This is a genomic window from Rhodopseudomonas sp., assembly GCF_036404135.1.
GTDB lineage: Bacteria > Pseudomonadota > Alphaproteobacteria > Rhizobiales > Xanthobacteraceae > Rhodopseudomonas_A.
The window spans coordinates 1-18,460 of the sequence record NZ_DASWPE010000154.1; the positions used below are offsets into that span (position 1 = coordinate 1).

The following is an 18,460-nucleotide window of genomic DNA, read 5'->3' on the forward strand; positions in this document are numbered from 1 at the left end:
GCGCGCCACCGGCGGCGATTATGGGCCCCGGGACCGTGCTTCCGGGGACAGGCGCGATGCACTCCGCACCACTGATCCCGGCGATCTCCCGCCGTTCACCTGTCCCGCGTCCAGCCAACCAGCAAGTGGCAGAGCCTCGTAGTGGGCCCGGCATAGCAGTTTGTCTTTTCGCAAACTGCGTAAACTTGTTTGCGTGACCTGGGGCCTCCCGGGTAGTGCTTGCGAGGCACCAGCGCGGGACGCCGCGTCGACCGATCGGAAACAAGCTTCCGCTCGGCAGCGAGATTTGGCGGGTTGCCCGGCCGCTCGCTCTGTCCCGCTTCAAAAGCGCCCTCGAGAAGCGCCTCTCACGGACAGGGTGATTAGGAATATAATCTTGTTAGTGGAGGTGTCAATGGGGTGGGTGGGCGCTGTAGCCCGGATGAAGCGAAGCGAAATCCGGGACAGGGTCTCTACGCAGGAATTGTCGGCATGATATCTTGCCGAGAGGCGAGGCGCTCTTTTCTCCCGGATTTGCTTCGCTACATCCGGGCTACAGATGATCGCTGCGGAACGGTCCCCGCCACGAAATCCCCTGTTTTTTCCGCGATATGCCGCAAAATCACCTCTGGAAAAGCCGGGTTCCGCGGTTGCCCTGCCCCCTTAGGCTCGCCATTGTCGGCCGCTTGAGAGCCGCGGATTGCGAGTCGGTGGCGGCACGACGATGCCTACTATGGTATTGTTCGGTCACAGAGATTCGCGGCAGCCGCTTTCGCCAACAGAGCATCGTGTCCATGAAACTCACGCGCCTTCGCCTTCACGGTTTCAAGTCGTTCGTCGAGCCCACCGATTTTTTGATCGAGCCGGGGCTGACCGGCGTGGTCGGGCCGAACGGCTGCGGCAAGTCGAACCTGGTCGAAGCGCTGCGCTGGGCGATGGGCGAGACGTCTCACAAATCTCTCCGCGCGGCCGACATGGACGCGGTGATCTTCGCAGGCTCCGGCAACCGGCCGTCGCGTAACCACGCCGAAGTGGTGATGACGATCGACAACGCCGACCGCACTGCGCCCGCGGCGCTGAACGACGCCGAGATTCTGGAAATCTCCCGCCGCATCGAGCGCGAGGCCGGCTCGGTGTATCGTATCAACGGCCGCGACGTCCGCGCCCGCGACGTGCAGATCCTGTTTGCGGATGCCGCCACCGGCGCGCGCTCGCCGGCCCTGGTCCACCAGGGCAAGATCGGCGAAATCATCCAGGCCAAGCCGGAGCAGCGCCGCCGCGTGCTGGAAGACGCCGCCGGCGTCGCGGGGCTACACGCCCGCCGCCACGAAGCCGAATTGCGGCTGAAGGCCGCGGAAACCAACCTCACCCGCGTCGAGGACGTGATCGGACAATTGTCCTCACAGGTCGACGGCCTGAAGAAGCAGGCGCGGCAGGCGATCCGCTTCAAGGACGTCGCCGCCAAGGTGCGCAAGGCCGAGTCGACACTGTTTCACCTGCGCTGGCTCGACGCCCATGCCGAGGTCGGCGCCGCCGCGCAGACCCACGATCTCACGGTCCGCGACCACGCCGAGCGCACCCGCGAGCAGGCGGAATCGGCGCGGATCCAGGCGATCCGCGCTTCCGAACTGCCGGCGCTGCGCGACGCCGAGGCGCGCGCCGCCGCCGGGCTGCAGCGGCTGACCAATGCCCGCGAGCTGCTCGACCGCGAAGAGGTCCGCGCCAAGGAGCGCGCCGCCGAACTCGACCGCCGGCTGTCGCAGTTTTCGTCCGATATCGCCCGCGAGCAGCAGCAGGCCTCCGACGCGGTGGTGGCGCTGGAGCGGCTCGCCACCGAAGACGTCGAACTGAAGGACGAGATCAAGTCGCGCGTCGAACAGCGCAGCGGCGTCGACGAACGCGTCGCCGAGGCTGAGGCCACGCTGGCCGCCGCCGAGCGGGTGTTCGCCGAACTCACCACCGCGCTCGCCGACCTCACCGCGCGGCGCCGGCAGTTCGAGTCCGGCGTGCGCACGCATCGCGAACGGCTCGCCCGGCTCGACAACGAAATTGCCAATGTCGAGGCGGAAATTTCCAAGCTGACGCAGCTCACCGGCGGCCTCGGCGATCTCGAAGCGCTGCAGGGCGCGGTCGAGGCGGCGCTGGAGGCGCTGGCGGAATCCGAAGCGCTGGCGCAGGCCTCGGAATCCGGCCATGTCGCGGCAAGGCAGGCGCTGGAGGCGTCCCGCGCGCCGCTCGCCGAAGCCGAGAAGAAGGTGCAGCGGCTGGAGACCGAAGCCCGCACCATCTCCAAGATCCTCAACGGCGAATCCAAGAATCTGTGGCCGCCGATCATCGACGGCGTGCACGTCGCCAAGGGCTACGAGAAGGCGTTGGGCGCGGTGCTCGGCGACGATCTCGACGCCCCGGTCGAGGCCTCGGCGCCGATGCGCTGGAGCGACGTCGGCGTGCAGGACGGCGATCCGGAGTTGCCCGAGGGCGTCGAATCGCTAGCCGCATTGGTGACGGCGCCGCCGGAACTGGCGCGGCGGCTGAAGCAGATCGGCGTCGTCAGCAAGGAGCGCGGCGCCGAGTTGGTGGCGCAACTCAAGACCGGGCAGCGGCTGGTGTCGCGCGAAGGCGACGTCTGGCGCTGGGACGGCTTCGTCGCCGCGGCGCATGCGCCGACCGGCGCGGCGCGGCGGCTCGCCGAGCGCGCAAGGCTCACCGAAATCGAAGCCGATCTCGAACAGGCGCGGATCGAGGCCGCCGCCCAGCGCGAGGCGCTGGAGATCGCCGAGGCGGCGCTGAAGGCCGCAGCCTCCATGGAAAGCGAATCGCGCGAGGCGTTGCGCGCCACGCGGCGCGAAGTCGACAGCGCGCGCGAGCGCCACGCCGCCACCGAACGCGAAATCAACCGCCATGCCGCGCGGCGCTCGGCCTTGACCGAAGCGCAGTCGCGGCTCGCCGCCGACCGTGCCGAGGCCGAAGCCGCGATGGTGACGGCGGAGGAAACCCTCGCCGAACTGCCGCCGAGCAGCAACACCGAGCAGCAGCTCGCCGCGGTGCGCGGCGAGATCGAAGGCCACCGCCGCCTGGCCGCGCAAGTCCGCGCCGAGGCGCAGGCCCTGGCGCGCGAGGCCGAACTCGCTGACCGCCGCTTGCAGGCGATCATCGCCGAGCGCGCCGAGTGGCAAAGGCGCAGCGAAGGCGCCGCCTCGCAGATCGCCACCATCGAATCCCGGCTCACCGAACTCACCGAGGAGCGCGCCGAGCTCGACAACGCGCCGGCGGCGTTCGCCGAACAGCGCCGCGCGCTGATCAGCGAGATCGAATTCGCCGAGGCCGACCGCCGCGTCGCCGCCGACGCGCTGGCCGCCGCCGAAACCGCGATGGCCGACACCGACCGCGCCGCGAAATCCTCGCTCGAGGCGCTGTCGAGCGCCCGCGAGGCGGTGGCGCGCGCAGAGGAACGGATGCAAGGCGCGCGGCGCCGGCTCGAGGACATCGAACGCGAAATCCGCGACATGCTCGAAGTCGAGCCGCAGGCGGTGGCCGGCCTCGCCGAGATCACGCCGGATTCCACGCTGCCGCCGTTGCACGAGATCGAGGTCGAGCTCGACAAGCTGCGCCGCGACCGCGAACGGCTCGGCGCGGTCAATCTGCGCGCCGACGAGGAATTGCGCGAGGTCGAGACCCAGCACGACGCGCTCGCCACCGAGCGCGACGATCTGGTCGAGGCGATCAAGAAACTGCGCACCGGCATTCAGAGCCTCAACAAGGAAGCCCGCGAGCGGCTGTTGACCTCGTTCGACACCGTCAACGGCCATTTCAAGCGGCTGTTCGTGCAATTGTTCGGCGGCGGCGAGGCCGAGCTGAAGCTGACCGAAAGCGACGATCCCTTGGAAGCCGGGCTCGAGATCATCGCCAAGCCGCCCGGCAAGAAGCCGCAGACGCTGTCGCTGTTGTCCGGCGGCGAGCAGGCCCTGACCGCGCTGGCGCTGATCTTCGCAGTGTTCCTCACCAACCCGTCGCCGATCTGCGTGCTCGACGAAGTCGACGCGCCGCTCGACGACCACAACGTCGAGCGCTGCTGCGACCTGTTGAACGAGATGGCCGGCACCACCGAGACCCGCTTCATCGTCATCACCCATAATCCGATCACCATGGCGCGGATGAACCGGCTGTTCGGCGTCACCATGGCCGAGCGCGGCGTCTCGCAGCTGGTCTCCGTCGGGCTCGAGGCCGCGGTGAAGATCCTCGACCAGAACGTGGCGTAGCCTTTCTTTCCCTCCCCTTGAGGGGGAGGACTCACGCAGATGGCGCCGAGCGAGCAGCGCCCGTAAAATGGCCTCCACATTTCAACGGGTCGTCCCTGCGCACGCAGGGACCCATACGGCGCGGACGTGGGTTTTGGCATTGTGGCGAGACCATTTCTTCACCTTGCAAGCCAGGGGGGATGGGGCCCTGCGTTCGCAGGGACGACCCGTGGAAGTGACGATGCGAAGAATCCCCCTCCAGCGGAGGGTGAAGAGCCCATGACCTCCGCCGCGCTGCCCGCCGAACTCGCCGCCGCGCTGGCGCGTAAATCGCATGGGCTGTCGCTCGGCGACGCCGCCGCGCGCGCCGCGGCGATGTCAAAGACCTATCGCGGCGGCGGCGGCTCAACGGCAATCCGCAGCGAGGCCGACGCTCTGGCCTATGCGCTGGCGCGGATGCCGGCGACCTATGCGGCGGTCATGGCCTGCCTCGACGCGCTCGCCGCGCAACGCCCCGACTTCACGCCCCGCGGTTTGCTGGATTGCGGCGCCGGGCCCGGCACCGCGAGCTGGGCCGCCGCGGAACGCTTGGAAACGCTGCGCTCGTTCGCGCTGCTCGATGCCAACGCCGCGCTGCGCGCGCTGGCGATTGACCTCATGCAGGGCAGCGCGCGGCTCACCGCCGCCAGCTACACGCAAGGCGACGCGTTGACACTGTTGGCCAAGGCCGAGCCCGCGGATCTCGTGATCGCCAGCTACATGATCAACGAATTGAGCGATCAGCAACGCGATGCCTTTGCCGATCTGGCCTGGGGCAAGACCACCGACACGCTGTTGATCGTCGAGCCGGGCACGCCGACGGGCCATGCGCGCGTCCTGGCGCTGCGCAGCCGGCTGATCGCGCAGGGCGCGCGGGTGGTCGCCCCCTGCCCGCACGATGGCGGCTGTCCTCTGACAGCGCCGGACTGGTGCCACTTCACGCAAAGGCTGCCGCGCTCGCGCGCGCATCAGCACCTCAAGGGCGCCGAGCTCGCCTATGAGGACGAAAAATTCAGCTACGTCGCACTGACCCGGGCGGCGCTTCAGCCGCGGCCGTCGCGGGTGCTGGCACAGCCGCTCACCACCAAGATCGCGGTCACCGCCAAGCTGTGCACCGCGGCCGGCCTCGACATCGCGGTGGCGCCGCGCCGCAATAAGCCGGACTACGCGCGGTTCAAGAAACTGGATTGGGGCAATACGGTCTGATCGGAAGGGGCGGTTGCGGCGGCGAATCGGCGCAAGCCGGGCCGAGCCATGGCGCACCGCCCGACTCCCGGCCGCGCCGCGGGGAGGGGCCACGCAGCCCAAAATCCGCAGCGAATGGCGCAATTCGCCGAGGAATTTGTGAGCTATTCGGTGCGCCGCCACCTCGGCAATTGAAATATCCCTTGTTTCTGCCATGTTCGCGCCCAAAGCAGACAGGGGCAATCCGCGCGCGTGAGTCTCGCTCGGGCGCAGGCGGTAACAGAGCGGCTCCAAGAAGGATTCTCATGGCGAAGCCAGCAGTGATTGTTGTGGGTGCCGACAAGGGCGGCGTCGGAAAGACCACGGTCTCGCGCACCCTGCTCGACTATTTCAGCGCCAACAACGTGCCGACCCGGGCGTTCGACACCGAATCGCCGCGCGGCACCCTGAAGCGCTTCCACCCCGACATCACCGAGATCGTCGACATGACGACGACCGCGGACCAGATGAAGATCTTCGATACGCTGAACTCCGCGGCGCCGTCGGTCACAGTGATCGACGTCCGCGCCGGACTGATGTCCTCGGCGCTGGCCAATCTGCGCGACATCGGCTTTCTCGACGCCGCGAAATCCGGCCAGATCACCTTCGCCGTGTTCCATATACTGGGACCCTCGATCGCCTCCTTGGACGAGATCGCCGAGACCGCCAACTTCATGCAGGGCGCCAAATACTTCCTGGTGAAGAACTTCATCAACAACACCAGCTTCTTCGAGTGGGACCAGGCGACCTACAATTCGTATTTCCACCGCATCAAGGACGCCACCGAACTCACCATCCCGAAATTGAACGAGATGGCCTATGAGCAGGTCGAGGTCTCCAAGGTGCCGTTCCTGAAATTCGTCGCCAACAAGGGCACCCAGGACGAGCCGGCGAATTACTCCTTCGTGCTGCGCGGCTATGTCAGGCACTGGCTTGCCAATGTCTGGAGCGAATTCGACCGCATCAAGCTCACCGACATCGTCGGCAAGGACAAATCCGCCACCCGCCCGAACACCTCGCCGGACGGTGGTGAGAAATAGTTGCAAAGCGCCGTGATTTGGTGGAATCAGGCGACAGCTTCGCCTGATATCGCCCCATGGCCCGCACCCCGGTCTACATCATCTGCTCGCCGCGGCCGTTCGTCGGCAAGACGCTGATTGCGCGGCTGCTGACCGAATTTCTGGCGCTGCAGCGCGGCAATGTGGTGGCGTTCGACGTCAATCTGAAAGAACCGTCGCTGCTCGACTATCTGCCGCGGCTGACCGAAACCGCCAATGTCGACGACACCTTCGGCAAGATGGCGCTGATGGACCGGCTGATCCTCGACGACGGCATCGCCAAGGTGGTCGATCTCGGCTTCCACGCCTTCGACGAGTTCTTCAAGATGTCGGAGGAAATCGGCTATCTCAAGGAGGCGGCGCGGCGCCAGGTAGCGCCGCATATCCTGTTCGTCGCCGACACCGACCGCGCCTCGTTGCGCAGCTTCGACATGCTGCAGGCGCAGATTCCGCCGCGGGCGCTGATCACCATCGCCAATGACTACGCGCTGCGCGGCGAATTTCCGGCAGTGTTCGCGCGCGGCCGGGTGCTGCCGATCGACGCGCTGCCGAGTTTTCTGAAGACCTATATCGACCGGCTGAATTTTTCCTTCACCGGCTATCTGCGCACCGAGAAGGATTCCTCGACCGAACTGCACCAGTGGATCCGGAAGAATTATTTCAGCTTCCGCGACCTCGAGCTCAACCTCGCGCCGCAGCGGCGGTGAAGGCTTTGCCTCTGCCGGGATAGCATCGTCCTGACTTGCGACGTCGCTCTGCGGCACGGAGCCCATCCTTCGAGGCGTGATCCGCGCGCAACCGCGCGCCGATCGCGCACCTCAGGATGACGCCAGAGGTGTTAATCTGCAGGCGCGAGGCATCGGCGGGCCCGTCATCCTGAGGTGCGCGCCTTTGCACAGCACAACCGCGCATGCCGAACTTCATCGGCGCGCCTCGAAGGATGACGCAGAAGCTGTTGCACGGCGCCAAAGACAGCCGCTCAGTGGCCCTCGAATTCCATCAAGGCCCGCACCGGCACGCCCATGTCGCGGATCTTGGCGGCGCCGCCGAGATCCGGCAGGTCGATGATGAAGCAGGCGGCGACGATCTCGGCGCCGGTCTGGCGCAGCAGCTTGATGGCGCCCTCCGCGGTGCCGCCGGTAGCGATCAGGTCGTCGACCAGGATCACCCGCTCGCCGGGCTTGATGGCGTCGACATGCATCTCGATGATGTCGGAGCCGTATTCCAGCGCGTAGGACATGCTCACCGTGGTATGCGGCAGCTTGCCCTTCTTGCGGATCGGCACGAATCCCGACGACACCTGATGCGCGATGGCGCCGCCGATGATGAAGCCGCGCGCTTCGATGCCGGCGACCTTGTCGATCTTGGAGCCGGCCCAGGGCTGCACCAATTCGTCGATCGCGCAGCGGAACGAGCGGGCGTCGCCGAGCAGCGTGGTGATGTCGCGAAACAGGATGCCGGGCTTCGGATAGTCCGGAATCGTGCGGACGCTGGCCTTCAGGTCGTATGCGATGGTCATCGGTGGGGCTTTCACTGCTGCGGCGGTCATTCCAAGGTCCTTTTCGCGCAAGGTCAATTGGCCGGAAGGCCAAGCCGGAAGGCGTTTTCGACGATCCGCAGGCCGACCTCGCCGCCGAGCGACATCAGCGATTCGGGGTGAAACTGCACGCCGCCGACCGGCAGGGTCTTGTGTTCGATCACCATGGCGATGCCGTCATCGGTCGCCGCCGTGACCTGCAGCACCTCGGGCATGCTGTCCTGCTCGACATAGAGCGAATGATAGCGGCCGATCACGATCTCGTCCGGCAGGCCGCGCATCAGCCGGCCGCCGCTGACCTGGACCCGCGATGGCCGGCCGTGCGCCGGCTGCGCCAATTGCCCGAGATGGCCGCCGAAATATTCGCCCATCGCCTGCACGCCGAGGCAGACCCCGAAGATCGGCATCTGCTTCTTCAGCGCGGCGTCGATGGTCGCCTTGATCTTGAAGTCCTCCGGCCGGCCGGGGCCGGGCGACAGCACCAGCAGATCGTAGTTGTTGTTCGCCAGCATCGGCAGCGCGTGGATGTGGCGCACCACGCTGACTTGGGCGCCGACCTGGCGGAAGTAGTCCGCCAGCATGTGCACGAAGCTGTCATCGTGGTCGATCAGCAGCACTTTCTTGCCGGAGCCCGAGGCATCCGGCGCCACCGCCGACAGCCGCTTCGGCGGATCGCCGCGCAGCGCCTGGAACAGGGCCGCGGCCTTGGTCTGGCATTCCTTCTCTTCGGCGACCGGATCGCTATCGAACAACAGCGTCGCGCCGACCCGGACTTCGGCGAGACCGTCCTTCATCCGGATGGTGCGGATGGTGAGCCCGGTGTTGATGCTGCCGTCGAAATTCACGCAGCCGATCGCGCCGGCGTACCAGCGGCGCGAGGAGCGCTCGTGGTCCTCGACGAACTGCATCGCCCACAGCTTCGGCGCCCCGGTCACCGTCACCGCCCAGGCGTGGGTCAGGAAGGCGTCGAGCGCATCAAATCCGGGGCGCAGCATGCCCTCGACGTGATCGACAGTGTGGAACAGCTTCGAATAGGTCTCGATCTGGCGGCGCGCGAGAACTTTAATGGTGCCCGGCACGCAGACCCGAGCCTTGTCGTTGCGGTCGACGTCGGTGCACATGTTGAGCTCGAATTCGTCTTTCTCCGAATTCAGCAATTGCCGGATCTGCTCGGCGTCGCCGATGGCGTCGACGCCGCGGGCGATGGTGCCGGAGATCGGGCAGGTCTCGATGCGGCGGCCGTCGGAGCGGACGAACATTTCCGGCGACGCCGCCACCAGGAATTCGCCGTCGCCGAGATTCATCAAGGCGCCGTAGGGCGACGGATTGATCCGGCACAGCCGCTGGAACACTTCGGCCGGCGACCGCTCGCAGGGCTCGGCGAACAATTGGCCGGGCACCGCCTCGAACAGATCGCCGCGGGCAAACGCAGCGCGGGCGACCTCCACCGTGGCCTGATATTCGCCAGGCGCGTGATCGGCAAAGCCCTGCCGCGGCGTCTTGGCATAGACGCTGTCCGGGGTGTCGTGCGACAGCCCCTCGGTGGAGCGCCCGTTCCAGGCAAATTCATAGGCCAGATGCACGCCGCGGCCGGTGGCGCGGTCATAGGCGAGCAGCCGGTCCGGGACGTAGAGCACGATGTCACGCTGGTCGGCCTCCCGCGCACGCTTCTGCTTCAGGTCCTCGAACTGGAATACCAAATCGTAGGCGAAGGCGCCGAACAGCCCGAGCATCGGATCGGCCGGCGAGGCGAACGCCGCCACCAGCGCGCGGACCAGCGACATCATGCTGGCGCGCCGGGTGCGCTGGTCCTCATCGACCGGCGCTTCGCCGCGCAGGATATGGCCGTCGATCTGGCGGCCGGCGACCTTGTCGATCACCGCGCAGGGCTCCTGCAAAGTGGCAGCGAGAAACGCCAGCAGCACCTCGCCGCGGGCGTTCAGCGCGGTGAGCGAGAATCTGTCGCCGGTGGAGACAAGCCGCAGCGGCGGATCGGCGAAGCCGAGGTCGAAGCTCTCATAGCGCCCCGGCACCGTGGTGCCGGACGACAGCACCACTCCGGGGCGGTGGTCGAGCAGGTCGATCAGATTGTCGAGCGCGTCGCCGCCGGTGAATTGCTGCACGCTGCGCGTCACCGCCAGGCCGCTTGCGGTGCTGTAGTCGCTGCGCGCCGGCAGCGCGAATACGGTTCGGTTCATCTGTCCTTGCTCCTTAAACGCTGGCCCTGTCGCAAATCGCGGCTTTGCGGAAGGCTGGGAACGCAGGGCAAACAAACAAAAGGCCGTCGCACTGCGTTGACGGCCTTGACGATTGGAAAAATGGAAATCGCACCGGCCACCTTCAGAAGGTGGGCCACCAGAGACGGGAAAGGCGGGCTGCCGTGCGCATGGTGGCTAAACCATCACCCGCGGCGCGCGATGTCAAGGCCCGCGCGGCGTGGGTCGGCCCCGACGAAAGGGGGAGAGCTGCGAGCAACTAGCAGCGGCCACTTCACCCTCCCCTGGAGGGGGAGGGTGAAAGGCGTGCATCGGCGCGCCATTCCGCTATTGTCGCCTTAAGGAGAGGCACCGACGCGCTACGCCATCGTGATCGAACAGGCGGACGGCAATTATTCGGCCTATGTGCCGGACCTGCCGGGCTGCGTCGCCACCGGCGACAGCGTCGCGGCAGTCGAAGCTGAAATCCGCGACGCCATCCGGTTTCACATCGACGGCTTGAGAGAGGACGGCCTGCCGGTGTCCGCGGCGACCAGCATCGCGGATTACGTCGAGACCTGATCGACCGAGGCACGGCCTGGCTTTGCGGCCGGAGCGGTGCACGCAGTTGGTGTAGCCCGCGCCCCTGTGGAAAAGTCGCACATCTCAATCGTGCCGGAAAGGCGGAAAACTTCTGCCTTCATCCACCGCCGATACTTCGCCAAGACGGCCGTTGGCCGCGACGGCAAAAGACGAGGTGGCGTGATGAGTAACCGGGTTGATGCGCAGATCGAGGAGATCGTCGCCTCCTGCGAGGGCAATCTGATCGGGGCGTTGCAAGCGCTGCTGCTGGTCAACGAACGGTTGGAATCCGAGATCGCGCGGCTGCAGGCCGGCCAAGCAGCAGGCGCCAACGAAAGCCCGCTGCAGCCATCACCGCCGCTCACACCTTCTTCAGAAACTCGGTGCGCAGCACCAGGCCTTTGACCTTGTCGGTGCGGTCGGGTCGGCAGGCTACACCGCGTCCGGCAGCAGGTCGGCCAAAATCCGCAAGATCGCGACAAACTGCTCGAGCAGTTCGTCATCCACCACGGCATCGAGACCGCCATGCGCGACGGCGTTGCGCGGCGCGATCGCGCGCCGCAGGACTTGGGCTTCGTCAGGCGTGACATAGCCGTCCGACGCTAGCACCTCGACCAACCGCGCCGGCGTCTGCGGGCGCCGGAACTGATCGGGGAGCAAGGCGCGTCCCACCGCCTCGAAGGTCGCCCAGGCCATCACCAAGGCTGGCTGATGATGACCGGCCGAGAGCAACGCCTCCACCTGCCGAATGGAACCGTCGATCAATTGGCGAGAGGCGACGCCTAAGTTTCTGCCGGAGGCCAACGGCGATGCATAGAAAACCTGCAGCTCCCAATCGCCATGACCGGCAAATAGCGACTGCAGCCGTTCAATCTTCTTATCGGACGGCGCAGCCGGGCCGACGATCTCAATGGCGATCTTCTTGCCCTTCTTGAGCGCAATAGCATTAGGCCTGTAGGCCCGCATGAAGGGCGGAAGCATAGCGGGCGACGGATTCACATAAACATCAAAACCCTCCGCCTGGTACTTCGGCAGAAGGCTCTCGATCACTTCCGCTTCGCTGCTGCCAAGATCGCCGTCAAGACTGCTCATCAGGCCAGATCCTCGAATGGATCATCCGACAACCGGATATATAGCACAGGCTCCCTTTTATCTAAGGCGTCCTGTAGGGTCGAGCTAGGTGAGAAGGCAAATACGTTACCGGGCTCGAACTTTTGCACGAGCACCCGGTGCACCTGTCGATCGTCCAGATCGACATTCCGCCCGAGCGCATCGAGAACCGGCTTGACGATATTGTCGATATCGCCGGCCATTTCCGCGGCTGGAAAGTAAAACAACGTTGCGGCTATCGGACTGCCGCGGGCGAAATGCCCCTCCGGCAGCGCCGCCCGACTGGCTGCGACGATCTGCGCCTGCCATCGCTTGATCGACTCGCGTCGCTTGGCCTGTAAGGAAACCGGCGTTCCCACCACGAGAAATTCCAGCGGAAATTGAATTTCCACGTCCATTTCGTTTACCGCCCAGCCGCGCCACCGAGCGCAAGCTTAGCTCGTGAAAAGGCAGATTCAACCAGATCCCGCGGCCGTCAGGTCGCCGCCGCTGCTCACGCCTTCTTCAGAAACTCGGTGCGCAGCACCAGGCCTTTGACTTTGTCGGTGCGGCCTTCGATTTCCGCCGGATCGTCGGTGAGGTGGATGTTCTTGATCACGGTGCCGCGCTTCAGCACGGTGGAGGAGCCTTTCAGCTTCAGATCCTTGATCAACGTGACGGTGTCGCCCTCGGCGAGCAGCCCGCCGTTGCTATCCTTGACCTTGATGTCCATGTGCTGTCCTCGTGGCGCCGCGCGCGGGGAATGAGATGGCGGCACCAAAGCCGAAGTTGCTTTCAGATGCAATCGGCGAGCCCCCGTCACCCCACCCCGGCAAGGAGGATTTCACCTATGACGATGTCGACTGCGCATTGCATGGCAGCGATCGACCTCAGCCCCTCCACGGGTCATCCCTGCGCACGCAGGGACCCATCACCCCTGGCTTCCGAGGTGAAGAAATAGTCTCCGCCAAAGTGCTCAACCGAGACTCCGCGCCGTATGGGTCCCTGCGTGCGCAGGGACGACCCGTTGAAATGCACAGCGCGCCCGCAGACGCGGTGCACTTTGCACGCTCACGGGAAGCCGGATACGAGCGCCCTGCCCGCAGCGCACAGACGCCATGCCCACCACCTGCCAATCACAAACAAAGCGGGGCGGATCGCTCCGCCCCGCGCCGGTTCTGTGAAAAAGCTCAGAACTTGTAGGTGATGCCGGTGCCGATCAGCCACGGATCGAGGTTGACCTTGCCGGTAACCGGGACGCCGCCGGCCAGCGTGCCGTTCCAATCCGGACGCAGCCACAGCTTCTTGACGTCGACGTTGAAGCCCCAGTGATTGTTGATCATGTAGTCGAAGCCGATCTGTGCCACCGGCGCCGCGGTGTCCTTGAGGTGGCTGTCGATCACGGTGCCCCCGGCGGCCGACTGGCTGAAGAAGAAGGTGTAGTTCACGCCGGCGCCGATATAGGGCTTGAAGGCGCCGAAATCGGTGAAGTGATACTGCAGCGTCAGGGTCGGCGGCAGCAGCCAGGACTTGCCGACGTCGATGCCGGTCAGCGAGCCGGTGCCGGTGACGTGGTTCTTGGTGACGCCGAGGATCAATTCGGCGGCGATGTTACGGGTGAAGAAATACGAAATGTCGAGCTCGGGGACCACGACGTCGGAGGTGGCGAGGTTGGAGCCGGGAATGCCGTTGACGGTGCCGGAATCGCGGGTGACGACGCCGAGCGCGCGCAGCCGGATCATCCAGGGATTCCACGCTTCGACGACCGGCGCCTTGTAGAACGGCTTGCCCGCCGGCATGTCGGCGGCCTCGGCGGTCGCCGCCACCCCATTCAGTGCCGTCGCCATCATCAGCGCCGACATCGCAACCAAAAGCTTCCTCATGACCTGCCCCTGTTAGGATTGAACCACGGGCGCGAGCGCGCCCGCCGGGGGGAACCAGCGCAGGAAGAGTTTTTGCGAGTTTGATCTAAATCAAGTCGGCGGTGTTTTGGTGTGCGCGTGGCGGCATTGTCACAGCTACGCGCGCGGCCTGTTCGCAGTGCGAATACGCGCCGGTATCAGGTGCAGATCATATAGACCAAAGGCTAAGACGCAGCGCGTTGCGCCGCGCGCGCGACGCGCCGGCGGCCGCCCCGCGCCTTACGGGCGGTCGGGGTGATCCATCATGTACTCGCCGAGATTGCGTTGCGCGCGGTTGGCGCGGGTGATGGCGTTGCTGCGCTGGACGTCGCGGTCCTTGCGGCAGGCCACGTATTCGGCCGAGCCCACTGCGACATTGTTGGCGCGGCAGAACGCGTCGTCGTCGCCCATATTGGCGGCGGCCGGCACGTCGTTGCGGGTGGCGCAGGCGGATAGCGCCAGCGCCGCCAACAGCAGTGCGATCGGGCGGAAGGGAATGGTCATGCGCTCTCCTGGACGGGCATTTCGCCCGCCCAGTTGCCCCGCGATCGCGGCAATTGCAAGTCTGCCGCGTCGCCAACGGCCGCCGGCCTCAGCCGTGGCTCTTCAGCGCGTCGCTGATCTCGTCCAGCGCCTTGGGATCTTCGATGGTCGCCGGCATCGCCCATTCTTCGCCATCGGCGATTTTTTTGATGGTGCCGCGCAAAATCTTGCCGGAGCGGGTTTTCGGCAAGCGGCCCACCGTGATAGCGAGCTTGAACGCCGCGACCGGACCAAGCTTGTCGCGCACCAGCTTGACCACTTCCTTTTCGATCACCTCGGGATCGCGGGTGACGCCGGCCTTCAGCACCAAAAAGCCGCAAGGCACCTCTCCCTTGATGGTGTCGTTGATGCCGAGCACGGCGCATTCGGCGACGTCGGGATGCGAGGCCAGGATTTCCTCCATGCCGCCGGTGGACAGCCGGTGACCGGCGACGTTGATGATGTCGTCGGTGCGCCCCATCACGAAGACGTAGCCGTCCTCGTCCATGTAGCCGGCGTCGGAGGTCTTGTAGTAGCCGGGATAGTCGACGAAGTAGCTTTCGCGGCAGCGCTCGTCCTGTTGCCACAGCGTCGGCAGATTGCCGGGCGGCAGCGGCAGCTTGATCACGATCGAGCCCATGGTGCCGAGCGGGACCGGCTTGGCGGCTTCGTCGACCACCTGGACGTCGTAGCCCGGCATCGGCACGGTCGGCGAGCCGTGCTTGACCGGCAACAGCCCGAGCCCAACCGGATTGCCGGCGATGCACCAGCCGGTTTCGGTCTGCCACCAGTGATCGATCACCGGCACCTTGAGCTGCTGCTCGGCCCATTCCACCGTCGGCGGGTCGGCGCGCTCGCCGGCCAGGAACAAAGTGCGCATCTTCGACAGGTCGTACTTGCCGAAGAACGTGCCGTCCGGGTCTTCCTTGCGGATGGCGCGGAACGCGGTCGGCGCGGTGAACAGCGCGACCGCGCCGTGCTCGGCGATCACCCGCCAGAACGCGCCGGCGTCCGGGGTACCGACCGGCTTGCCCTCATACATGATCGAGGTCGCGCCATGAATCAGCGGGCCGTAGATGATGTAGCTGTGGCCGACCACCCAGCCGATGTCGGAAGCGCACCACCAGGCCTCGCCGGGCTTCACGCCATAGAGGTTTTCCATGGTCCATTTCAGCGCGACGAGATGGCCGCCATTGTCGCGCACCACGCCCTTCGGCTTGCCGGTGGTGCCGGAGGTGTAGAGGATATACAGAGGGTCGGTGGCTTCGACCGCGACGCAATCGGCCTTCTTGCCGGCGGCGAGTGCGGCTGCGCGCAAGCTGGCCCAGTCGTGATCGCGCCCGGGCGTGAGGTCGCAGCTCTGCTGCGGCCGCTCCAGGATGATGCAGGCTTGCGGCGGCGCCGCCGACAGCGCGATGGCGTCGTCGAGCAGCGGCTTGTATTTGACGATGCGGCCGGGCTCGATGCCGCAGCTCGCCGACAGGATCAGCTTCGGCTTGGCATCGTCGATCCGCGTCGCCAGTTCCTTCGCCGCAAAGCCGCCGAACACCACGGAATGCACCGCGCCGATCCGGGCGCAGGCCAGCATCGCCACCATCGCCTCCGGCACCATCGGCATATAGAGGATGACGCGGTCGCCCTTGCCGACGCCGAAATCCTGCATCACCGCGGCGAGCGTGGTGACTTCCTCGAGCAGTTGCGCGTAGGTCAGCTTGGTGACGGTGCCGGTGAGCGGCGAATCGTGGATCAGCGCCAGCTGATCGGCGCGGCCGCGTTCGACGTGGCGATCCAGCGCATTGTAGCAGGTGTTGACCAGCGCGCCGGCGAACCAGCGGCCGTACAGGCCGAGCGTCGGATCGAACACCTTGTCGGCGGGCTTGATCCAGTCGATCTCGCGCGCCGCCTCGCCCCAGAAACCTTCCGGGTCGGCGAGCGATCGGGCGTGGACCTCGCGGTAGCGGCTCTTTTCATGGACGTTCATGGCGCGTTCTCCCCTTGGCTTTGGCGGTTTGCCGCCATCTCCAGCTTTTACCCGGCGTTAGCAACCCCGCCTTTGTTCCTAATCAACCACATCCGCCGGCAAAACGGGGATTTTTGGCCGGCGTTGCGGCCTAATCGGCCTTGCCGCCGCGCAATTGCTGCAGCCGGGCCTGCATCACGCCGCGTAGCTCATCCCTGGAGCGGCCGAACGCCGCCTCGCGCGCGGTGACGAAGCCGTCCTGCGCCTGCTGCAAAGCGCGGCGGGATACCGCTGCGGTGCCGGCCTGGCGGAGCTGCGCCTGATACGCGGCGCCGATCGCCCGGTCGAGATCGGCCAAATCGGGATCGGCGCAGATCGCCTTCTGCACCGCCCGCTTCGCGGTCTTGCAGTCGAAGCTCGGCTTGCCCTTCACCGCCAGCTCGGCGCCGAGCCGCTCCAATTCCTGCGCCAGCGATTTGTAGTTCGCGCGGGCTGCGATGTGTTGCGGATCGCGCTTGATCGCGGCGGCGAAATCCGCAAGCGCGCCGGGGCGGTTGCCCTGCCGGCGCCGCAGCTCGCCGCGGGCGTTGAACGGCTCCGCCTGGCTGGCATCGAGCGCGAGCGCGGCGTCGTAGTCGGCGAGCGCGCGGTCGGGCTGCTGCTTGCGGTCGAACGCCGCGGCGCGCGCCAGCAGCGCCTTGACGCGGTCGGGCCTGACGGTCTTGTCGTGATCGATCAGCGGCAAGCAGGCGGCGATGATGGCGTCGGCGTCGCCGCCCGCTGCGGCAGTCAGGCAAGGGCCGGCATCGATCGCGGGATCGCTCGGCGGCTCGCCGACCGCGGCGCGGCCTGGCGTCGCAGCGAGGCCGAGCAGCGCGGCAAAGCTCAGCCCCGCGATGATCAGGTAACGGCGCATCAAATCGTCCTATCAGGAGGTAATGACGAACTCTAGCGTCAGGTTCGTTGAGCGCAGATTGAGAGAGACTGCAAGGCCGGCTACGGCTCACAGGCGCTCAGCGTCGTCGTATGCGCGCCGATGTCATGCCCGAGAATCTCCGACAGCGTCCGGCAATCCCCGCCGTCGCACAGCCGCCATTCGCCGGCGGCGCCCGAATTGCCGAGCACCAGATCCGGCTGCGGCGGGCGATGCGGGTCCCATTGAAACCAGCCGTCGATCAAGCGCGCCTCGGGCGGCGGCTCCATGCCGGCGCCAAAGCCCTTGATCCGCGCCTCGATCAATTGGAGCCCCGGCGGGGTGACGCGCCAATCCTCCTGCCACGCGGTCTTTTCGATCGAATGGGTCCAGGCCAGCGTGAAGGCTGTGACGGCAAGCGTCTTCACCACCCCCGCCGAGGCCAGGCACAGGCTCACGCGTGCGCCACCTTCGGCCGCGGCGGCCGCTGCCGCCATTGCCAGGCCACGATGAGCAGTGCCAGCGGAAAGCCGACCCAATCGCTGTAGGAAAATTCGCCGAGCAGACAGATCGCCGCCAACAACGCCAGCAGCCTCTCCAGCACGCTCATCCGGGTGAACAGGAAGCCGATCGCCGTCATGCCGAACAGCCCGATCGCCGCCAGCGCCTTGACGCTGGCGTACACCACAGCGCCGTAGAACCCGATCCGCGCCGCCATCGGATCGCCGTCCTGCAGCATCAAGGCCGGCGAATACACCGCGATGAACGGAATGACGTAGCCGGCGAGCGCGATCCGCATCGCCTCCCAGCCGATCTTGTCGGGGTTCTCGCGGGCGATCGGCGCCGCCGCCAGCGCCGCCAGCGCCACCGGCGGCGACAGATCCGCCATGATGCCGTAGTAGAACGCAAACATATGGCTGACGATCAAGGGCACGCCGAGCTTGGCCAGCGCCGGGGCGGCGAGTGCGGCGGTGATGATGTAGGTCGGGATCGTCGGGATGCCGGTACCGAGCAGGATCGACAGCAGCATGGTCATCACCAGCGCCAGGAACAGGCTGTGCTCGCCGAGCCCGATCACCCAGCCGCCGAAAATGGTACCGACTCCGGTCTGCGTCATCATGCCGATGATGGTGCCGACGATGGCGCAGGCCATGCCGACGGTGAGCGCCGATTTGGCGCTGACGGCGAGCGAGTCGCGGCAGGCGTGCAGCGTCGCCCGACCG

At 66.3% G+C, this 18,460-nt stretch carries 17 protein-coding genes; 6 read left to right on the plus strand and 11 right to left on the minus strand.

What is annotated here, in order from left to right:
• Nucleotides 1-773 precede the first annotated feature (773 nt).
• The 4 genes from smc (at nucleotide 774) to VGC77_RS18345 (ending at nucleotide 7,245) form a co-directional block, all read left to right on the plus strand.
• The gene (gene smc, locus VGC77_RS18330) at nucleotides 774-4,238 is read left to right on the plus strand and encodes a chromosome segregation protein SMC (RefSeq protein ID WP_331173000.1); all 3,465 of its coding nucleotides are present in this window, start codon (nucleotides 774-776) and stop codon (nucleotides 4,236-4,238) included.
• 258 nt (nucleotides 4,239-4,496) lie between these two features.
• Nucleotides 4,497-5,462, plus strand: a complete 966-nt coding sequence (locus tag VGC77_RS18335) for a small ribosomal subunit Rsm22 family protein (RefSeq protein ID WP_331173001.1) — start codon at nucleotides 4,497-4,499, stop codon at nucleotides 5,460-5,462.
• A gap of 284 nt (nucleotides 5,463-5,746) precedes the next feature.
• Nucleotides 5,747-6,520 carry a hypothetical protein gene (locus VGC77_RS18340; RefSeq protein ID WP_331173002.1) on the plus strand — a complete coding sequence of 258 codons (774 nt, stop codon included), beginning with the start codon at nucleotides 5,747-5,749 and terminating at the stop codon, nucleotides 6,518-6,520.
• Between the two features lie 56 nt (nucleotides 6,521-6,576).
• The gene (locus VGC77_RS18345) at nucleotides 6,577-7,245 is read left to right on the plus strand and encodes a hypothetical protein (RefSeq protein ID WP_331173003.1); all 669 of its coding nucleotides are present in this window, start codon (nucleotides 6,577-6,579) and stop codon (nucleotides 7,243-7,245) included.
• A gap of 272 nt (nucleotides 7,246-7,517) precedes the next feature.
• Here VGC77_RS18345 and VGC77_RS18350 read toward each other — a convergent pair whose 3' ends face one another.
• Both VGC77_RS18350 and VGC77_RS18355 read right to left on the minus strand, forming a co-directional pair.
• Complete coding sequence (locus VGC77_RS18350) at nucleotides 7,518-8,057, minus strand: adenine phosphoribosyltransferase (RefSeq protein ID WP_331173015.1); 540 nt, start codon at nucleotides 8,055-8,057, stop codon at nucleotides 7,518-7,520.
• Nucleotides 8,058-8,110: 53 nt separating this feature from the next.
• On the minus strand, nucleotides 8,111-10,273 hold the full coding sequence (locus VGC77_RS18355) for an anthranilate synthase component I (RefSeq protein ID WP_331173004.1): 2,163 nt from the start codon (nucleotides 10,271-10,273) through the stop codon (nucleotides 8,111-8,113).
• Between the two features lie 387 nt (nucleotides 10,274-10,660).
• Between VGC77_RS18355 and VGC77_RS18360 the strand changes: the two genes are divergently transcribed.
• Both VGC77_RS18360 and VGC77_RS18365 read left to right on the plus strand, forming a co-directional pair.
• Entirely contained in the window at nucleotides 10,661-10,852 is a 192-nt protein-coding gene (locus VGC77_RS18360; protein ID WP_331173005.1) for a type II toxin-antitoxin system HicB family antitoxin, read from the plus strand.
• A 66-nt stretch (nucleotides 10,853-10,918) separates the two neighbouring features.
• Entirely contained in the window at nucleotides 10,919-11,257 is a 339-nt protein-coding gene (locus VGC77_RS18365) for a hypothetical protein (RefSeq protein WP_331173016.1), read from the plus strand.
• A gap of 27 nt (nucleotides 11,258-11,284) precedes the next feature.
• On the opposite strand, the gene VGC77_RS18370 is transcribed toward VGC77_RS18365, so the two are convergent.
• The 9 genes from VGC77_RS18370 to VGC77_RS18410 all read right to left on the minus strand — a co-directional run.
• Nucleotides 11,285-11,944, minus strand: coding sequence for a hypothetical protein (locus tag VGC77_RS18370; RefSeq protein ID WP_331173006.1), 660 nt, complete (start codon nucleotides 11,942-11,944; stop codon nucleotides 11,285-11,287).
• Nucleotides 11,944-12,360, minus strand: coding sequence for a RusA family crossover junction endodeoxyribonuclease (locus tag VGC77_RS18375; RefSeq protein WP_331173007.1), 417 nt, complete (start codon nucleotides 12,358-12,360; stop codon nucleotides 11,944-11,946). The genes VGC77_RS18370 and VGC77_RS18375 overlap by 1 nt, the downstream gene beginning before the upstream one ends.
• Before the next feature lie 95 nt (nucleotides 12,361-12,455).
• On the minus strand, nucleotides 12,456-12,674 hold the full coding sequence (locus tag VGC77_RS18380; RefSeq protein WP_331173008.1) for an alkylphosphonate utilization protein: 219 nt from the start codon (nucleotides 12,672-12,674) through the stop codon (nucleotides 12,456-12,458).
• A 457-nt stretch (nucleotides 12,675-13,131) separates the two neighbouring features.
• Complete coding sequence (locus VGC77_RS18385; protein WP_331173009.1) at nucleotides 13,132-13,824, minus strand: OmpW family protein; 693 nt, start codon at nucleotides 13,822-13,824, stop codon at nucleotides 13,132-13,134.
• A gap of 258 nt (nucleotides 13,825-14,082) precedes the next feature.
• Entirely contained in the window at nucleotides 14,083-14,346 is a 264-nt protein-coding gene (locus VGC77_RS18390; protein WP_331173010.1) for a hypothetical protein, read from the minus strand.
• A gap of 88 nt (nucleotides 14,347-14,434) precedes the next feature.
• Nucleotides 14,435-16,345 (minus strand): propionyl-CoA synthetase, encoded by a 1,911-nt coding sequence (locus tag VGC77_RS18395; RefSeq protein WP_331173011.1) that lies wholly within the window; start codon nucleotides 16,343-16,345, stop codon nucleotides 14,435-14,437.
• A gap of 130 nt (nucleotides 16,346-16,475) precedes the next feature.
• The gene (locus tag VGC77_RS18400; protein ID WP_331173012.1) at nucleotides 16,476-17,240 is read right to left on the minus strand and encodes a hypothetical protein; all 765 of its coding nucleotides are present in this window, start codon (nucleotides 17,238-17,240) and stop codon (nucleotides 16,476-16,478) included.
• Nucleotides 17,241-17,320: 80 nt separating this feature from the next.
• Nucleotides 17,321-17,695: a DUF1850 domain-containing protein gene (locus tag VGC77_RS18405; RefSeq protein WP_331173013.1), complete on the minus strand. Its 375-nt coding sequence runs from the start codon at nucleotides 17,693-17,695 to the stop codon at nucleotides 17,321-17,323.
• The coding region (locus VGC77_RS18410) for a TRAP transporter large permease subunit (protein ID WP_331173014.1) at nucleotides 17,692-18,460 on the minus strand (769 nt) is incomplete at its 5' end. The genes VGC77_RS18405 and VGC77_RS18410, both read right to left, overlap by 4 nt.

Bases quoted from the DNA above. Each gene is read 5' to 3' on its own strand.
- VGC77_RS18395 (WP_331173011.1), bottom strand. From the start codon at position 16,345: ATGAACGTCCATGAAAAGAGCCGCTACCGCGAGGTCCACGCCCGATCG.
- VGC77_RS18370 (WP_331173006.1), bottom strand. From the start codon at position 11,944: ATGAGCAGTCTTGACGGCGATCTTGGCAGCAGCGAAGCGGAAGTGATC.
- VGC77_RS18375 (WP_331173007.1), bottom strand. From the start codon at position 12,360: ATGGACGTGGAAATTCAATTTCCGCTGGAATTTCTCGTGGTGGGAACG.
- VGC77_RS18350 (WP_331173015.1), bottom strand. From the start codon at position 8,057: ATGACCATCGCATACGACCTGAAGGCCAGCGTCCGCACGATTCCGGAC.
- VGC77_RS18400 (WP_331173012.1), bottom strand. From the start codon at position 17,240: ATGCGCCGTTACCTGATCATCGCGGGGCTGAGCTTTGCCGCGCTGCTC.
- VGC77_RS18385 (WP_331173009.1), bottom strand. From the start codon at position 13,824: ATGAGGAAGCTTTTGGTTGCGATGTCGGCGCTGATGATGGCGACGGCA.
- VGC77_RS18345 (WP_331173003.1), top strand. From the start codon at position 6,577: ATGGCCCGCACCCCGGTCTACATCATCTGCTCGCCGCGGCCGTTCGTC.
- VGC77_RS18355 (WP_331173004.1), bottom strand. From the start codon at position 10,273: ATGAACCGAACCGTATTCGCGCTGCCGGCGCGCAGCGACTACAGCACC.
- smc (WP_331173000.1), top strand. From the start codon at position 774: ATGAAACTCACGCGCCTTCGCCTTCACGGTTTCAAGTCGTTCGTCGAG.
- VGC77_RS18390 (WP_331173010.1), bottom strand. From the start codon at position 14,346: ATGACCATTCCCTTCCGCCCGATCGCACTGCTGTTGGCGGCGCTGGCG.
- VGC77_RS18335 (WP_331173001.1), top strand. From the start codon at position 4,497: ATGACCTCCGCCGCGCTGCCCGCCGAACTCGCCGCCGCGCTGGCGCGT.
- VGC77_RS18340 (WP_331173002.1), top strand. From the start codon at position 5,747: ATGGCGAAGCCAGCAGTGATTGTTGTGGGTGCCGACAAGGGCGGCGTC.
- VGC77_RS18380 (WP_331173008.1), bottom strand. From the start codon at position 12,674: ATGGACATCAAGGTCAAGGATAGCAACGGCGGGCTGCTCGCCGAGGGC.